This is a genomic window from Candidatus Pantoea persica (assembly GCF_013753875.1).
GTDB classification, from domain to species: Bacteria; Pseudomonadota; Gammaproteobacteria; order Enterobacterales; family Enterobacteriaceae; genus Pantoea; species Pantoea persica.
The window spans coordinates 190,961-207,332 of record NZ_SMDS01000010.1 but is presented as its reverse complement, the minus strand read 5'-3'; the positions used below and the strand labels follow the sequence as shown (position 1 = coordinate 207,332).

At 58.9% G+C, this 16,372-nt stretch carries 8 protein-coding genes, 2 tRNA genes and 12 pseudogenes; 14 read left to right on the top strand and 8 right to left on the bottom strand.

The genetic code is table 11. The annotated features are described in order from the left end of the window. Nucleotides 1-19 precede the first annotated feature (19 nt). On the bottom strand, nucleotides 20-610 hold the full coding sequence (locus EIO60_RS03240; RefSeq protein WP_374058111.1) for a phosphate/phosphite/phosphonate ABC transporter substrate-binding protein: 591 nt from the start codon (nucleotides 608-610) through the stop codon (nucleotides 20-22). Nucleotides 611-800: 190 nt separating this feature from the next. On the opposite strand from EIO60_RS03240, the gene EIO60_RS03235 reads away from it, so the two are divergent. From EIO60_RS03235 to EIO60_RS03225, 3 genes and pseudogenes are all read left to right on the top strand, one after another. Next, a complete protein-coding gene (locus EIO60_RS03235) occupies nucleotides 801-1,025 on the top strand; it encodes a hypothetical protein (protein WP_258575894.1) in 225 nt (74 codons plus the stop codon). A 72-nt stretch (nucleotides 1,026-1,097) separates the two neighbouring features. Continuing rightward, nucleotides 1,098-2,124 (top strand): annotated as a pseudogene (locus EIO60_RS03230) (LLM class flavin-dependent oxidoreductase). Nucleotides 2,125-2,436: 312 nt separating this feature from the next. Further along, nucleotides 2,437-3,467: pseudogene (locus EIO60_RS03225) on the top strand (MFS transporter). Nucleotides 3,468-3,533: 66 nt separating this feature from the next. Here the strand turns inward: EIO60_RS03225 and EIO60_RS03220 are convergent. Continuing rightward, nucleotides 3,534-3,609 (bottom strand) — tRNA-Asn (locus EIO60_RS03220). A 469-nt stretch (nucleotides 3,610-4,078) separates the two neighbouring features. Here EIO60_RS03220 and EIO60_RS16470 point away from each other — a divergent pair. Both EIO60_RS16470 and EIO60_RS16465 read left to right on the top strand, forming a co-directional pair. Then, nucleotides 4,079-4,387 carry a Gfo/Idh/MocA family protein gene (locus tag EIO60_RS16470; protein WP_374058110.1) on the top strand — a complete coding sequence of 103 codons (309 nt, stop codon included), beginning with the start codon at nucleotides 4,079-4,081 and terminating at the stop codon, nucleotides 4,385-4,387. A 138-nt stretch (nucleotides 4,388-4,525) separates the two neighbouring features. Beyond that, nucleotides 4,526-4,669 (top strand): annotated as a pseudogene (locus tag EIO60_RS16465) (Gfo/Idh/MocA family protein); the annotation flags it as partial. 202 nt (nucleotides 4,670-4,871) lie between these two features. On the opposite strand, the pseudogene EIO60_RS03210 reads toward EIO60_RS16465, so the two are convergent. From EIO60_RS03210 to EIO60_RS03185, 6 genes and pseudogenes are all read right to left on the bottom strand, one after another. Next, nucleotides 4,872-5,592 (bottom strand): annotated as a pseudogene (locus EIO60_RS03210) (FAD-binding protein); the annotation flags it as partial. A gap of 73 nt (nucleotides 5,593-5,665) precedes the next feature. Then, nucleotides 5,666-6,307 (bottom strand): TetR/AcrR family transcriptional regulator, encoded by a 642-nt coding sequence (locus EIO60_RS03205; RefSeq protein WP_258575893.1) that lies wholly within the window; start codon nucleotides 6,305-6,307, stop codon nucleotides 5,666-5,668. Between the two features lie 5 nt (nucleotides 6,308-6,312). After that, nucleotides 6,313-6,981, bottom strand: a complete 669-nt coding sequence (locus tag EIO60_RS03200) for a hypothetical protein (protein ID WP_258575892.1) — start codon at nucleotides 6,979-6,981, stop codon at nucleotides 6,313-6,315. Nucleotides 6,982-7,059: 78 nt separating this feature from the next. Then, nucleotides 7,060-7,641, bottom strand: coding sequence for an AAA domain-containing protein (locus EIO60_RS03195; RefSeq protein ID WP_258575891.1), 582 nt, complete (start codon nucleotides 7,639-7,641; stop codon nucleotides 7,060-7,062). Beyond that, nucleotides 7,586-7,891, bottom strand: a complete 306-nt coding sequence (locus tag EIO60_RS03190) for a hypothetical protein (RefSeq protein WP_258575890.1) — start codon at nucleotides 7,889-7,891, stop codon at nucleotides 7,586-7,588. Before EIO60_RS03190 ends, EIO60_RS03195 begins: the two co-directional genes overlap by 56 nt. A gap of 150 nt (nucleotides 7,892-8,041) precedes the next feature. Next, a tRNA-Asn gene (locus tag EIO60_RS03185) sits at nucleotides 8,042-8,117 on the bottom strand. Between the two features lie 507 nt (nucleotides 8,118-8,624). Between EIO60_RS03185 and EIO60_RS03180 the strand changes: the two are divergent. The 9 genes and pseudogenes from EIO60_RS03180 to EIO60_RS03140 all read left to right on the top strand — a co-directional run bounded on the left by EIO60_RS03180 (nucleotide 8,625) and on the right by EIO60_RS03140 (nucleotide 16,194). Next, a pseudogene (locus EIO60_RS03180) lies at nucleotides 8,625-9,549 on the top strand (substrate-binding domain-containing protein). Between the two features lie 32 nt (nucleotides 9,550-9,581). After that, nucleotides 9,582-10,763 (top strand): annotated as a pseudogene (locus EIO60_RS03175) (sugar ABC transporter ATP-binding protein); the annotation flags it as partial. 28 nt (nucleotides 10,764-10,791) lie between these two features. Next, a pseudogene (locus EIO60_RS03170) lies at nucleotides 10,792-11,423 on the top strand (ABC transporter permease); the annotation flags it as partial. Further along, nucleotides 11,414-11,923: pseudogene (locus tag EIO60_RS03165) on the top strand (ATP-binding cassette domain-containing protein); the annotation flags it as partial. The pseudogenes EIO60_RS03170 and EIO60_RS03165, both read left to right, overlap by 10 nt. 11 nt (nucleotides 11,924-11,934) lie before the next feature. Beyond that, a pseudogene (locus tag EIO60_RS03160) lies at nucleotides 11,935-12,189 on the top strand (GNAT family N-acetyltransferase); the annotation flags it as partial. Beyond that, nucleotides 12,179-12,754: pseudogene (locus EIO60_RS03155) on the top strand (solute carrier family 23 protein); the annotation flags it as partial. The pseudogenes EIO60_RS03160 and EIO60_RS03155, both read left to right, overlap by 11 nt. Before the next feature lie 9 nt (nucleotides 12,755-12,763). After that, a pseudogene (locus EIO60_RS03150) lies at nucleotides 12,764-13,973 on the top strand (ABC transporter permease subunit). Beyond that, a pseudogene (locus tag EIO60_RS03145) lies at nucleotides 13,966-14,664 on the top strand (ABC transporter ATP-binding protein). The pseudogenes EIO60_RS03150 and EIO60_RS03145 overlap by 8 nt, the downstream one beginning before the upstream one ends. Nucleotides 14,665-14,784: 120 nt before the next feature. Further along, the gene (locus EIO60_RS03140) at nucleotides 14,785-16,194 is read left to right on the top strand and encodes an EmmdR/YeeO family multidrug/toxin efflux MATE transporter (RefSeq protein WP_258576050.1); all 1,410 of its coding nucleotides are present in this window, start codon (nucleotides 14,785-14,787) and stop codon (nucleotides 16,192-16,194) included. Nucleotides 16,195-16,372: the final 178 nt, after the last annotated feature.

Genomic DNA, 16,372 nt, shown 5'->3' with positions numbered 1-16,372 from the left:
CCGTGGCGGATCGCCTGCGTTACAGAGCCGTCACGCCGAGCGCGGCGGCGTCTTCTTCCCAGCGGAGGATTTCCTGATAGTCGGTGCGCTCTGGCACGGCGAAGCCGCTGATAAAGCTGTCGCGCGCTGCCTTCTCTTCGGCAACCTGCGCGACGACTCGCCGCAGCGTCGCCAGCATTTGCGCGTCGGTCTGCGCCGAGGTAATCAGCGGCGACGCAGGGTAGAGCGGCGTTTCGCCAATAATAGCTAGGCCCTGCAATTCCGACGCGGCGTGCCGCCACAGCAGCGCCCACGTCAGGCAGTCGATGGCGGCAAGATCCGTCTCGCCCGCGCACAGGCAAGCCAGCGAGCGGCGATGACTTCCGCTGAGCCGCAGGGCGCTGAAGAAGCGTCCCCGCGCTGACAGCGGCGTGATAACGTAGCGCAGTGCGTTATAGCCGGAGTGGGAATCGACGCTGTTGGCCACCGCGCGGCGGCCGCGAAAGTCGGCCAGCGCGTGGAGCGCATCTTCCTGACGCGCTACCAGCCAGCTACGGTAGCGCATGCCCTCGCAGTCCGGCGCGCTGAGCTGAAACGCGCCGACCAGCTGCGCCTCAGGCAGCACGGTCATCAGCGGGTAGCCGCAGGTCTGGCTCAGCAGCAGATCGTCGACGCACCAGTGCGCCAGCAGATCCGTCGGTCACTCCAGCTCCGCCTGCAGGCGCCGCGCCAGCGTGTCGGGGCGATGAATATCGTACATCGGTAACGCAAGCCGTTTCATAGAGAAAATCCTGCTGCCAGCCTGAGAGGCGTTCACTTTCGTGGCGCTGTCGCGCCAGACCCAGATTTGCGCCGTCGCACCCCGGCTGGCTCTGGCTCCGCCGACAGCGTGGCGCTTTGGAGTAAACCGGGAGGAGGCATCCGCCCGGCGCGACGGCATTCAGAACAGCATGCGGCAGGGCGGCGATAAAGAGCAAGAGGCGGCGGGGCTGGCCTATGTCGAGAAAGTTGATGATACGGTTGAAAACTATTGGCTATCAGTGTGAAGGCGGCTGACGTAACCTTTGCTCATCGAAACGTATCTCACACGCAGGGGCGAAACCTGCCCGCGAAAGGAACTGAATCATGAAAAAATTGGCTTCTTGTCCTTTGGTCACTGGAACCCGTCTTCCCAGTCCGCCACCCGTTCTGCGCAGGATGTGCTGTTTTGCAGTCTATCGATCTGGCGGTGGCTGCAGAGGAGCTGGGTGCGGACGGCGCTTACTTCCGCGTGCATCACTTTGCGCGTCAGCTTAGCTCGCCGTTCCCGCCGCTGGCGGCGGTTGGCGCGCGCACCAGCAAAATCGAGTTCGGCACCGGCGTCATCGATATGCGCTACGAAAACCCGCTCTACATGGCGGAAGACGCCGGCGCGGCTCAATCTAGAAGCGCTACCGCTGTCGTCAGCGCTGCGCGACCACTTCGAGCCGGAGCAGGTGGTAGAAGGCTACCGCTCTTTCAGTTATGCGCCGCAGGAGGGCGAAACCGACGCCGATATGGGCCGTCGCCATACGGAAGCCTTTTTAGAGGTGCGGCGAGGCGAAGGCTTCGCTAAACCCAATCCGCAGCCGATGGTTCCCGAACCCGCCGGGGCTGCTGCGCCTTGAGCCGTTCTCAGAGGGCCTGCGCGAGCGCATCTGGTGGGGCTCCGGCTCCAACGCCACCGCAGAGTGGGCGGCGAAAATGGGTATGAACCTGCAAAGCTCGACGCTGAAAGATGACGAAACCGGCGAGCCGTTCCACGTGCAGCAGGCGAAGCAGATCCGTGCCTACCGCAAAGCCTGGAAAGCGGCGGGGCATCAGCGCGAGCCGCGCGTCTCGGTCAGCCGCAGCATTTTTGCGCTGGTGAACGATATGGACCGCGCCTACTTCGGCCGCAGCGTTCAGGAGCAGGATTCAGTCGGCTTCCTCGACGAGAAGACGCGCGCCATTTTCGGCCGCAGCTACGCGGCGGAGCCGGAAGCGCTGATCAAACAGCTGGCGCAGGATGAGGCGATTGCCGAAGTGGACACGCTTCTGCTGACGGTGCCAAACCAGCAGGGCGTGGCGTACAACGCCCATGTAATCGAGGCGATTCTGAAGTATGTCGCGCCGGAGCTGGGCTGACGCTAAGCTTCGCCTTGCTATGCAGGCCTCTCGCATTGGCGGGAGGCTTTTTTTTGCCTTGCGCAGAAGGATTGTGCGGCGCGCGCGGCTGCGGTTATGATTTCGCCTTCTTTTTAAGACACGCTGTCAGCGGCAGGGAGGCACAGAGTGATCGCAGAGAACAGTGAAGGATGCGGGCAGTCCAGGCGGCCGCGTGGTGCACGCGCCGTACAGCGCGAAGCGCCGGGAGAGACGCCTGTGAACGCTCGTGTGCTGCGCCATGCGTTTCACTACGCGCCGTTTCGCTGTCTCTTCTTCGCCCGCACGCTCACGGTGCTGGGCAACAGCATCGATCCGGTGGCGCTCGCCTTCGCCGTGCTCGATATGGGCGGCTCCGCCACCGATCTTGGCATAGTGGTCGCCGCCCGCTCGCTGTTTTACGTCATCTTTCTGCTGTTTGGCGGCGTGCTCGCCGATCGCTACTCGCGCAATCGGGTGCTGCTGCTCGCCTCCGCCATCGCCGCCGTCACCCAGAGTTGCGTCGCCCCTGGCTGGTGCCGCAAACCGTGCCGACGCAGCGGCTGCGCCAGGCGAACGCCTTTATCCAGTCGAGCGTCTACGCCGGAACCATTATCGGCGCGTCGCTGGGCGGCCTGCTGATCAGCACGGTAGGCGCAGGCTGGGGGCTAGCGGTAGACACGCTGGGCTTCGCGCTGGCCGCGCCGCTCTACTATGCGGTGCGCACCGGCATGCCGCAGGGAGAAACAGGCTATTCGTTCTGGCAGGCGCTGCGCTACGGCTGGCAGGAGTTTACCGTCCGCAGCTGAGTCTGGGCGGTGGTGGCGCAGTTCGCCGAGGTCAACGCTGCCTTTACCGGTATGGTGATGGTGCTCGGCCCGGTGATTGCCGACGGCGCGTTTGGCCTCGCCCGCTGGGGCATGATGATCGCGGCGCAAAGCGTCGGGCTGATTATCGGTTCCGGCATCGCCCTGCGATGGCGTCCGCAGCGGCCGATGCTGACCAGCGTGAAGCTGGTGGCGCTCTGCGTTTTTCTCTCCCATGTTGCTGCTGGCGAGCGGCGCGCCTGCCTGCCTGCCGGCTGATGGGCGCCTTTTGCGTGGCGGGCATGGGATTTTGTCAGTTCGGCGTGGTGTGGGCGCAGGCGCTGCAGACCCATATTCCACGCGAGTCGGCTGGCGCGCGTTTACGCTTACGACGAGATTGGGTCCTTTATTACCATTCCGCTAGGCGAGCTGGCCACCGGGCCGCTGGCGATGCAGTTCAGCACCCGCGCGGTGCTGCTGAGCTGCGCGGCGGCGGCCAGCCTGGTGCCGGGGATCCGTGCGCTGAAACAGCAACAGTAGCGCACCGCCCGCGCGGCGAGAAAGCAAAAAGCCTGCTCAGGTTTCCCTGAGCGGGCTTCTTAAATATGGCTCCTCTGACTGGACTCGAACCAGTGACATACGGATTAACAGTCCGCCGTTCTACCGACTGAACTACAGAGGAATCGTTGTAGCAGAGCTACATTATCGACCTGCACCGGCCTTGTCAAAGCCGTTTTTCACAAATCTGTTCAACTGCTGAAATAAACGTCAGGGCGACGGGCACGGGCGGCATGAGCGCAAGCCAGGTGATGAAATACAACTTCCTTGCTTCCTCCTTAATTTATGAAATAAAAAAGCCTTTTAACCCCTCAGTGATTAAGGCGGTATTTCACCCGCAGTGCTTCCACTCTCGCCAACATTCTGGCGCCGCTCACACTTCTTGTCTCTGGCGTTTGCCTGCACAACAGGTGGAGCGTATATTCCGCATTACTCACCAGATGAAACTAAGGGGCAGATGATTAATAAAGTCAGAATCGGCATGATCGGCAGCGGCTATATCGGGCGCTGCCACGCTATCGCTTATGCGCAGGCGCCGACGGTATTCGCGCTGAAGGGCGAAATCGTGCGGGAAATGCTGGCGGAGGTGAACGGTGAACCCGGCTCTGGCGGCGAAGCAGGCGGCTGCCTTTGGGTTCAGTCGTTACACCGGCGACTGGCGCGAGCTGGTGTGCGCTCCCGCCATCGACGCGGTGGATATCTGTGCGCCCAACTTTCTGCACAAGGAGATGGCGCTGGAGGCGATTCGCCACGGCAAACATGCTTATTCGGAAAAGCCGCTGACGGTGGCCGATGCCGAAGAGATGGTGAGCACAGCGCGCGGGCGTGAAACCCCTGGTAGGCTTCAACTACATGAAAAATCCCACCAGCCAGCTGGCGAAAGAGACTATTGCGCGCGGTGAAATCGGCGAGGTGGTGCACTTCTACAGCACCCACAACGAGGACTATCTGGCGAAGCCGGAGACGCCGCGCGGCTGGTACTGCCGAAGGCGCTGGCGGGTCTCGGTGCGCTGGGCGATCTGGCGGCGCATATCGTCAATATGGCGCACTATCTGGTGGGCGATATCGAGAAGGTCAAGCGGCGATATGATGACGGTAATCAAAACCCGTCCCGACGCCCAGGACCCCAGCCGCCGGTGGAGAATGAGGATCAGGCCAGCGAGCTGCTGCGCTTTCAGAACGGCGCGCACGGCGTGATTGAGACCTCACCTATCGTGGTCACCGGCACCAAAGGAACGTTGCGCTATACCCGCATGGCGGAGCTGGCGCTCTACCTGTATGAAGATCCGGCGGGGCGTCAGGGCTTCAAAACCATCCTCACCGGACCGGCGCACCCCGACTACGCCAGCTTCTGCGTCTCCGCCGGGCACGGCATCATTCAGCGCTTTCCTCGACGCTTGCTTCATGAGCGCTCCAGACGTGCATCAGGTTGTCGTCGACGAACCACCAGGCCTTGCTCAGCGCGAACTCAATTGTTCCAGCGCAGCAGATCCTGCTCAAGGTTATCCGCCGTGACGGCATTTTTATGGCAGGTGTAGATACAGAAGGGCTAGGTGCGCAGCGTGACGGCGATGACGATACCGAGCGCGCCCAGAGACACCTGCGCGGCGGGCGCGGCGGGGGAAAGTCCGGCTCGCCGCGCGTGAACTCGCGCACGGAACCGTCGGCCAGCACCATGCGAATGCGCAGCGCCTCATCCGCTAGCGAGCTTTGACGCAGCCCCTGGCCGTGGGTGCCGGTTGCCATCGCGCCCGCCAGTTTCTGCACCGCAATCATGCCGGGCGAGGCGGTCAGCATGCGATCCATCGCCGTCAGCTGGATATAGATATCGTTAAAGGGGGGGCCCCGCCGCCACGGTCACGCTCTGCGCATCCTGCGCCAGCACGTCGGAGAGGGCGCTGATATCTACCAGCACGTCATCTTCTTCCACGTCCAGCATACGGCTTGGTGACAGTCGGCTGCCCACCACGCGCACGTGGCCCTGGGTCGCGCGCACCAGCTGCCGGCGGCTGCCGACGCGGGCGTTTTGTGCCCAGTTCCAAAGCGACTCGTCCTGGGTGCTCAGGGTGGTATGGCGAAGGGGATAACGTTCGACATCTCTGCTCACGACTGCATTCCTGTGTTGAGAACTGTAAAAGTTCGTCAGATAAGCGTAGCCCATCGCAGTGTTGTCGCTTCCCTTAAACGGTTTTACGGATGTAGCACAGCGTTGCCGTCACTGCCAGCTGCCGGTTACGGCGAATACTCTCCTCTTCGCTGTTGTCCGGACTGAACGGTGCGTTAAAGGTGTAGCGGTTGGAGAGGTGGTGCACGCAAATACTGCTAATCAGGCGATGGACGTCGATGGTTTCGATTTCACTGATAAACAGGCCCTGCTGCTGGCCGCGCGTCAAGATATCGTCCAGCACGTCCAGCACGCTGCGGTTTAGCGCCTTGATGCGCGGCGACTGGGTGATATAGCGGCCGCGCAGCAGGTTCTCCGTGCAGACCAGCCGCATAAAGTCGGGATGAGTGACGTGATAGTCGAAGCTCGCTTCCATTAGCTTGCTCATCGCCAGCTCCGGCTCCATCGCCCTCAGGTTCAGGCCGGTCTCATGCTGGCGAATCGCCTGATAGACCTGCTCCAGCACCTCGATATATAGCTTCTCCTTGGTGCCGAAATGGTAAATCACCATGCGTTTGGTGGTCTGAGCATTTTCGGCGATCTGCTCGAGGCGCGCGCCCTGCATGCCGAACTCGGCAAAGGTCGTCAGCGCGCCAGCGAGAATGCGTTTTTTTAGCCCTTCCGGGTCATTTTTTCTTTTTGGGATAGTGTCCGACATAGCGCTCAGCAACAAAGAAGATCAAAACTGCATGGTATCACAGCACACGACTGAATGATTTTAGGATGACAGCGGTAATGTTCCCTAAGTAAGGTTACTGGAACCTGCTCGCCGTACAGGTGAAGCAGGGAGTCCAGCAGGCCGTAGCGCTGACAGTCCGCAGGTTGGGGTATATTCACAGGTACGTGAGTCAGCTGTTTTCGACCGCCAACCACGATAACGTTGCGAGCGCAGGCGAACGCAAATATGCCTGGTAATATATCCTGCTGCGATGCCTCATCCACAATAACATAGTTAAGTTGGGTCTTAGAGCCAACAGGCGAAATGAGTGAATGGGTAGTGCTACCAATTATGGGGTAGCGATCGAAAAATGCGTCGAGTCTGCGACGATAATTCTCTTCACTGAACGTTTCATTATCCTTGATCCTGAAAGCAAGATGCACCTTCAGGCATGTAAAAGAATCTTGCGCGAGATTTTTAACCAATGTTTCCACTTCGACTTGTTCAAGCTGCAAGGCTGTCTCCGCCAGCCCCTGCCTAACAGTTTCAAGCCGCAGCTGATAGATAGTAGTAGAGCTGAAGTCGGTAAAATCGCTGTTGTCGCTGTTTGCGAGTAGTGAAAGCGCGAGAGTCAATAATGCCGAAGTGGAAAGCCAGCTGAAGGCGATCGCCAAGTCTCAGGCGGTCACGCGAGCATGTCTGAATCAATGCCATCAGGCGGGTAATTTTTTGAGGTGTGAAGCGATATTTTTCTACCAGCCAATCCTCTTCAATAGACTGAGTCTGCATCCAGCGATCCAGATAGCTTGCTTCTGTTTCCAGTTGTTGATTTCCGCAAGAAAGCGGGCCTTGGCATACTGGAGTTCAAGCGTTGTTTTGAGCTTTTCTACTGCAATGCCGATGCCGACTGGAGACACCTTCTCTGCGATGGCGACCCGCTTATTCTGCAACAAAACGTTAGCAATGATGTTCAGGATGGTCTGAGTTTTGCCAGTGCCTGGCGGGCCTTCAATAATGGAAATCTGGGAAGAAAACGCTTGCTCCACGGCCTGAATCTGGCTCAGATTCAGGCCGAAAGGATAAATCAAATGCTCAGGCGGCTGGCGTGCAACGTTGCTGCGATTTAAATAGGCGTTGAGGGCAGAGGTCGGTACGGCTGGCAGACTGTGTAATCGATCCCGCATATTCTCGGTTATAACGCGCTTATCTTCGTCTGCACATGCGATGCGCGCTTCGGCATTTTGCAAAAAGTAGGCGTAGAGGCTGCTCTGTTTGAAATCAGCGGCTTCGACCACCCGCGCGTTTTTTAGCGAGAACGAGATAACATTGGCCATTTTCGTAGGTCACCAGCAGGTATTTATTGCCGACGCTTTGAGCGCGTTTAATGGGCTGAACTTCAGACTTCCCATTTTTAATCAATAGCCTGCCAGAAAGCCCTTCAATGGGGTAAATACTGCAAAGATGCCATGGAAAGCGCTGTTTGCCCCAAATAAGCTCGATTTCTTGCAACGTGTTATTGCGGCTAAGTTTCCACTCTTTAATTTGCTTTGTGCGATCTTCGCCATTGATAAAAATGGTCGTCACTGCATCCTCTTCCATGAGTTAATTTAACTTCGGAAGGACTATACCGTGGCAAGGAAAAGAGATGAAGGCTTTCAGTTAAACGGATGCGTCAAACAGGCTGCAAAAAAACCAAAAGCCCACTTAGGGAAACCTGAGCGGCCTTTTTAAATCTGGCTCCTCTGACTGGACTCGAACCAGTGACATACGGATTAACAGTCCGCCGTTCTACCGACTGAACTACAGAGGAATCGTTGGAACGGGGCGAATATTAGCGACGCCGTTCTGGCTTGTCAAAGCACGATTTCACTTTTCCCGTCTGAATGCTAGCAAAAGCAGCGGATTGGCGCTTTTTCAACAAAAACGGCGAGATTTCAAACTGCCGACAGGACCTCACTTTAAAGGCATTTCCCGGCAGATGTTAGATGCAAGTCAAATTTTTGTTATTTGCCGAGATCAAAACAACTGTTTCAGTTGCTTTTATAATAAAATTATTCAAAAGTAAGAATTAATAGAAAAATAAATTGATTATAGTCACGGCCGTAATTAATCGCGGAAACTGGAACGTGATTATTAAAATAAAGCCTTTGGAAACAGACGACTGTAAAATGAGGGGTTGATCACAAAAAAAGATAAATGTCCGAGCCTTACCTCTGACATCAGACCTTCAACTGCCACAACGTTGAGTGAATGTAAAAAATATTTTTCATTCACGGTATTAGCGGTGTCGGCAAGTTAACAACAATAAGGGTTATTAATAAACATTAAAAAAACGCTCGCTATCACGCTGTTAGCCTGCATGTTGCCCGCCGCCGCGATGGCGAAAGCTCTCTCTGTCGGTGTCTCAATGGCGCTGTTCGACGACAACTTCCTTACGATTCTGCGCACCGCCATACAGAAAGAGATGTAAAAAGAGGGTGTGCTGGGGCAGATAGAGGATGCCAAAGGCGACGTGTCGCAGCTGCAGCAGCAGGTGCAGAACTTTATCGGCCAGGGCGTTGACGCCATTATAGTCAATCCGGTCGACACCAACGCTGTCAAGCCAATCATGGATCAGGCCACCAAAGCGGGCATCCCGCTGATCTTCTTTAACCGTCGTCCTCAGGCGGAACTCACCGACAAAATGGCCTACGTTGGCTCAGATTCCGAGCTGGTGGGCCGCCTGCATATGGAAGCGCTGGCGAAAGCGATGAACGGCAAGGGCAAAGTCGCCATTCTGATGGGCGATATCGCCAACGAATCGACGCGCGATCGCACCAAAGGCGTCGAGGCAGTTGTCGCCAAATACCCCGGTATCAAAGTGGTGCAGAAGCAGACGGCGCAAATTTATGCGCAACGATGCGGTGGATGTGGTCAGCAACTGGATGACCGCAGGCGACGATATCCAGGCTATCGCCTCCAACAACGATGAAATGGCCATCGGCGCCCTGCAGGCGCTGGGCAAAAATCCTAACAATATCTTGATTGCCGGCGTTGAAGGCATGCTGGATGCGCTGCAAATGCTAAAGAAAGGCAAAATCGTCGCCACAGTGTTCCAGGATGCGAAAGGACAGGGGGAAGGCGCGGTGCAGGCGGCGGTAAAACTGGCGAAGGGCTAAAAAGTACAGAAGGTGATCGACATCCCTTACTCGCTGATCACCAAAGAGAATATGCAGCAGTTCGTCAACCGTAACCAGAAATAACCGATCCCGACTCAGCCGTACGGAGGTTATGTATGACCGCTTTTGCGCTTGAAGCCGAAGGCATCAGCAAGTTCTTTCCTGGTGTGAAGGCACGCGATAACGTGTCGCTGCGGGTGCGTCCGGGATCGGTACATTCCTTAATGGGCGAAAATGGCGCGGGCAAATCCACTTTAATGAATTGCCTGATCGGGATGTATCGTCCCGATCGGGGCTCCATCCGCATTAAAGGGGAGCCGGTGCAGTTTCAGGACACCCTGGACGCGTTGCGTTCCGGCATTTCCATGATCCATCAGGAGCTTAACTTGGTGCCCTATATGACCGTGGCCGAGAATATCTGGCTGGGGCGCGAACCGATGAAATATGGCTTTGTCGATCACGGCAAGCTTAACCAGCAGACCCAGACGCTGCTTAACCAGCTCAATATCCGCCAGAAATCGGACCGGCTGGTGGGCGATTTAAGCATTGCCGCGCAGCAGATTGTGGAGATCGCCAAGGCGGTCTCCTGGAATGCCGATATCGTCATCATGGACGAGCCGACCTCGGCGCTTACCGAAAGCGAAGTGGCTCATCTGTTCACCATCATTCGCGACCTGCGCGCGCAGGGCAAAGCGATTATCTATATCAGCCACAAAATGGATGAGATCTTCGCTATCACCGATGAAATCAGCATCTTCCGCGACGGCAGCTGGGTCGCCAGCAACCACACCGCGCAGTTTACCCTCCAGTCGCTGATTACCCAGATGGTCGGGCGCGAGCTTACGCAGCTTTTTCCCAAGTTCAATAACGCCATCGGGGAAGAGGTGCTGATGGTACGCAACCTGACCAGCAAAGATCGCTTCCATGATGTCAGCTTCAGCCTGCGGCGCGGCGAGACCCTCGGCGTGGCCGGGCTAGTGGGCTCCGGACGCAGCGAGGTCATGGAAAGCATCGACAGCGGCGAGATGCTGATTGCCGGCGTGCCGGTGAAGATCGACTTACCCTCGACGGTGATTGAGAAGGGCATGGCCTTTTTAACCGAAGACCGCAAAAAATCGAGACTGTTTCTGGTGCTGTCGGTGCTGGAGAACATGAGCATCGTCAATATGCCGGAGTACAGCAGCAAAAGCTGCTTCGTCAGCCATGTGAAAATGGCGCAGGACTGCATGGAGCAGATCCGTCGCCTGAATATCAAAACGCCCACCATGGATCAGATCATCAATAACCTGAGCGGCGGCACCTGAACAGTCGTCATTCTTTGCTAGCCTGCGGCATAAGCAGCCAAAAGATACCGTATCTTTATCGTGATGGTCGGCATTGCGCTGATCTTCGAAGGGGCGGGCTGGTATGTGCGCGACCAGTCGTTTCTGATGAACGCCGACCGTTTGATCCTGATTGTGCTGCAGGTGGCGATTATTGGGGTTATCGCCGTTGGGGTGACGCAGGTGATCATCACCACCGGTATCGATCTCTCCTCCGGCTCGGTGATCGCGCTGACCGCGGTGGTCGGCACGCGGCCTGGCGCAGTATTACACCCAAGGCAACCCCATCAGCTTTCTCTCCGAAGGCTTTACCGCCATCGGGCAGGGCGCGATGCCGGTGATTATCTTTCTGGTGGTGGCGCTGGTGTTCCATATCGCCCTAAAACATACGCGTTACGGCAAGTATGTCTATGCCATCGGCGGCAATATGACCTCGGCGAAGGTGTCCGGCATCAACGTCAATAAATACCTGGTGATCGTCTATACTATCGCGGGGGCGCTCTTTGGCTTGGCGTGCGTTAGCCGCGGCCAGTCGAGCATGGGCATGTCCTACGAGCTGGACGCCATCGCGGCGGCAGCAGCCTGATGGGCGGCGTCGGACGCATCACCGGCACGCTGATCGGCGCGGTGATCCTCAGATCCGCATCCTGGAAGATATCAACCTGCGGCAGTGGAAGGGGCAGGCTATCGGCATTATCGGCGAATCAGGCTCCGGCAAAACCATACTGGCGCACGCCATCGCCGGCCCCAACCCCTCCTGTCACGGCCATATGCTGTTTAACGGCCACTATATTTCGGGCGATATGCACAAGCGGCCTGACAACGAGCTGCGCCGCATTCAGTATGTGTTTCAGATGGCGGACACCGCGCTCAACCCGGCACACAGCGTCGAGCGCATTCTGTCGCGCCCGCTGACGCTGTTCCACGGCCTGCGCGGCGCTGACCCAGCGGCTGCACCAGCTGCTCGACTTGGTAAAGCTGCCGCGCAGCGTGCTCTGGCGGCGGAGCCGGATCTGATCCTGTGCGACGAAGTCACCTCGACGCTCGATACCGTAGCGGCGGTGGTGCTGGATCTGATCGGCGAGCTGCGCCGCGAGCTGGGGCTGTCGGTGCTGTTTATTAGCCACGATATGAACACGGCTACGCCATGACGCAACGGCTGAACTGGCCGCACTGCCGCGAAGACTGGCAGCAGGCGCTGCAGTTCGGCGAAGGTGTAGCGATTGAGGAGCAGGGCAAACTGCTGGGCAGTGCCATTCTCTGGCGCTGGGGCGAACGCGCTGCCACCATCGGACTGGTGATCGTCCGCGGTCAGTAGCAGGGGCTCGGGCTGGGCAAGCAGCTAATGCTGACGCTGCTGGAAAAGGTGCCCGACTACAACGTTCGGCTGCGCGGTGTTGATCGGCATTCTGCTGATCACCTTTTATCTCTATGGTCATCGACCTTTCACCGGCGTCTTCTCTGCGCCGCCCTCGATTTTGCCGACCTTCCTGCCGCTCGATATCGCCGGTGCCTTCAACGTCGGTCTGGTCAGCGTGATTTTCGCCTTCCTGTTTGTTGACGTGTTCGACAATACCGGCACGCTGCTGGGCGTGACCAAACGCGTCGGTCTGGTGGACGAGCAGGGCAATATCCCGAAAATGAGCCGCGCGCTGGTGGCCGACAGCGCCGCCGCGCTGTTTGGGTCGCTGCTCGGCACCTCGACCACCACCAGCTATGTAGAGTCCGCCGCCGGCGTGAGCGCGGGCGGCCGTACCGGCCTGACGGCGATTGTGGTGGCGTTGCTGTTCCTGCTGGCGCTTTTCTTCTCGCCGCTGGCCGGCAGCGTGCCGGTCTACGCGACGGCCCTGAAGCTGCTGTTCGTGGCGGTGTTGATGGCCTTTGGCATAGCGGAAATTGACTGGAAAGATGTCACCACGGCAGCGCCGGTGACCGTCACCGCCCTGACCATTCCGCTGACCTGCTCTGGCGCCGCGATGAAAGACTCTCTCGATGTACGTCAGGCGCTGCGCGACACGCTGCTGGCCGGGCTGATCGCGCTGGTGTGGTGTTTGGGCCGGTGGTGGGCGTGGTGCTGAAGGGCTACAGCTTTACCCTGACGACCGCGCGCGTCGCCTGGCTAGTGGCGGGCGGTGATGGCGGGCCGGCTGCTGCTCAGTTTGTTTCTGCACTCTTCTCTCGTCTCTCGTCTCTCGCGGGCGCGCGCTGCTGTGGCGCGTCGAAGGCGCGGACGGCGGCGTTTACGTGCGCGCGCCGGGCTACCGCTCGCGGCTGCGCTGGATTCTGCCGCTGCTGCTGGTGGTGGCGCTGACCTTTCCGTTTCTTTCCAGCAAGTATCTGCTGACGGTGGCGATCCTCGGCCTGATCTACGTGCTGCTGGAGCTGGGTCACGTGCCCTTTTACGCCATCGGCGCCTACGGGCTGGCGCTCGGCTATCAGTATCTCGGCCTAGGGTTCTGGAGCATGCTGCCGCTGGCCGCCCTCGCCGGCGCGCTGTTCGGCTTTCTGGTGCTGTGCATGCACGGCGACTACCTGGCTATCGTCACGCTCGGTTTCGGCGAGATTATTCGCCTGGTGCTGACCAACTGGCTGAGCTTTACCGGCGGACCGAACGGCGTTTCCGTGCCGTCGCCCACCTTTCTCGGGCTGGAGTTTGGCCGCCGCGCGAGCGAGGGCGGCACGCCGTTCCATGAATTTTTCCACCTCGACTACAACCCCAACATGAAGTTTATCTTTATCTATGTGGTGCTGGTGCTGTTTATCAAGCATCGCCTGACGCGCATGCCGATCGGGCGGGCGTGGGCGCTGCGCGAAGATAAAATTGCCTGCCGCGCCATGGGGCTTAATCATGTGCTGGTCAAGCTGTCGGCCTTTATTGCTCGGCGCTTCGACGGCGGGCATCGCGGGCGTGTTTTTCGCCAGCGACCAGGGCTTCGTCAATCCGACCTCCTTTACCTTCTTAGAGTCGGCGCTGATCCTCGCCATCGTGGTGCTGCGCGGCATGGAATCGACGCTGGGCATGGTGATCGCCGCCTTTGTGCTGACGGTGGCCCTGGAGTTGCTGCGCAGCTTCGCCGAATACTGCGTGCTGCTGTTCGGCATGCTGATGGTGAGTCTGGTCCGCGCGGGCTAGTGCGCACCACCCGTGTTGGCGTGGCGCCGCGCAAAGGAGTTCGCCATGAGTAACGCAATTCTTGAGGTGGAGCACCTGATGATGCGCTTCGACGGCATCAAAGCGCTCAACGACGTCAGCCTGCGCGTACAGCGCGGCTCGGTTACGTTGCTGATCGGCTCCAACGGAGCGGGCAAAACCACCGTGTTCAACTGCCTCACCGGCTTTTACCGCGCCAGCGGCGGGCGCATTCAGCTGAACGCGCAGGCGCGCAGCACTGACGTTATGCAGATTCTCGGGCAAAGAATTCAGTCGCAGGACTGGCTGCGTCCGCCGCAGCTGGGGGCGCGCATCTAGTGAACCGCGCCGGGCTGGCGCGCACCTTCCCTGCTCCTGCTGGAGCGTCGTCGGCAGCGGGCGATGACCCTCCCCGGCGGCGAGCAGCAGATGCTGGCAATCGCCCGTGCGCTGATGAGCCGGCCGCGGCTGCTGCTACTGGACGAGCCGAGTCTCGGGCTGGCGCCGATTGTGGTGAAGCAGATTTTCGCCATCCTGCGCGAGCTGGCGCAGCAGGGCATGACGATCTTTCTGGTGGTGCAGAACGCCCACCACGCGCTGGCGCTGGCCGATCGCGGCTACGTGATGGCGAACGGCGAGATCCGCCTCAGCGGCAGCGGCCGCGAACTGCTCGACAATGAAGAGGTACGCAGCGCCTATCTGGGGGGCTCGGCAGCCGCTGAGGTGGACGACAGTAAAAGATTGTAATAATGATTAAAAAAGCTTAGGAAACGCTTTGCATAAACCGATAAGCGCACTCATCATTAGAACTCCTGTCCAATCTGTTCTAATTTGGTTATTCCCTTGCAAAATCCTGGCGTAGCAGTGATGCAGGCGATAAAGCGCACGGCGTGGTATCCCAAACGTCGCTTTTATCGCACGCTGTTCTGGCGTGAGATCACGCCACTGGCGGTGCCCATCTTTATCGAAAACCTGTGCGTGATGCTGATGGGCGTGTTGAGCACATTCCTGGTGAGCTGGCTGGGCAAAGAGGCGATGGCGGGTGTGGGGCTGGCGGACAGCTTTAACATCATCATCCTCTCCTTTTTCGCCGCGATCGATCTCTTCACCACGGTGGTAGTCGCCTTCAGCCTAGCGAAGCGCAACAGCAAGCGCGCGCGCGCCACCACACGGCAGTCGCTAGCGCTGATGACGCTGCTCTCGCTGGTGCTGGTGCTGGCGATCGAGTTCTGGGGCCAGGTGATCATCGACCTGATCGCGGGCGGCGCCGAGCCGAAGGTGAAGGAGCTGGCGCTGAGCTATCTGCAAACCTCCGCCTGGAGCTACCCGGCGGCGGCGATCGCCCTGATCGGCAGCGGCGCGCTGCGCGGGGCGGGCAATACCAAAATCCCGATGCTGATTAACGGCGGGATGAATATCCTCAATATCGTCATTAGCAGCATGCTGATCTACGGTGCCTTTTCCTGGGAGGGGCTCGGCTTTATCGGCGCCGGGCTGGGGCTGACCATCTCACGCTATATCGGCGCGATTGGCGTGATTTACGTGCTGATGATCGGCTTCAACGCCTCGCTGAAGATCAGCCTGCCGAGCTATTTCCGCCGCTGGAACCGCAAGATCCTGATGGAGGTACTGGGCATCGGCGTACCGGCCAGCATCGAGTCGGTACTGTTCAACGGCGGCAAGCTGCTGACGCAGGTGTTTGTGGCGGGCATGGGTACCGACGCCATCGCCGGCAACTTTATCGCCTTCTCTATCGCCTCGCTGATTAACCTACCGGGCAACGCGCTGGGATCGGCGTCGACCATTATTACCGGCACGCGGCTGGGGCGAAATCAGGTCTATCAGGCGGAGCGCCAGATCCGCCACGTTTTCTGGCTGGCGAGCCTCTGCCTCTGCGCGCTGGCGTTTCTTACCGTGCCACTCTCCGGCGTGCTGGCCCGCTTCTACACGCGCGATCCCGACGTGATTAGCGTCACGCAGCACCTTATCTGGCTGAACGCCGCCTTTATGCCGATCTGGGCCGCCTCCTGGGTGCTGCCGTCGGGGCTGAAGGGGGCGCGCGACGCGCGCTACACCATGTATGTGTCGATGTTCAGCATGTGGGGGGCGCGCGTTGTGGTGGGCTATCTGCTGGGCATCGTGCTCGACATGGGCGTTATCGGCGTCTGGCTCGGCATGTTCCTAGACTGGGCAGTGCGCGGTGTCTGTTTCTGGTGGCGGCTGAACAGCGGCAAGTGGCTGGATAACTACTGCAAGATGGCGGCGAAACAGACGTAACGCCGCGCCGTCGGCGGGCAAGACTTATGCGCTTTTCGGCATTGCCGCGCAGAGCCGCGCAGAAAGGGTTGCTTCAGTCCGCCGCGCAAACAGGCTTTACTGAAGCCCTGACTTTGCAAGGGCGACCTGATGACAACCTTACTGCAGCAGTGGAAAAACCGGCTTGCCGCTTACCTTG

Excerpts from the sequence above, each read along its gene's own strand:
- EIO60_RS03240 (WP_374058111.1), bottom strand. The coding sequence starts at position 610 with ATGACCGTGCTGCCTGAGGCGCAGCTGGTCGGCGCGTTTCAGCTCAGC.
- EIO60_RS03205 (WP_258575893.1), bottom strand. The coding sequence starts at position 6,307 with ATGTCGGACACTATCCCAAAAAGAAAAAATGACCCGGAAGGGCTAAAA.
- EIO60_RS03195 (WP_258575891.1), bottom strand. The coding sequence starts at position 7,641 with ATGGCCAATGTTATCTCGTTCTCGCTAAAAAACGCGCGGGTGGTCGAA.
- EIO60_RS03140 (WP_258576050.1), top strand. The coding sequence starts at position 14,785 with ATGCAGGCGATAAAGCGCACGGCGTGGTATCCCAAACGTCGCTTTTAT.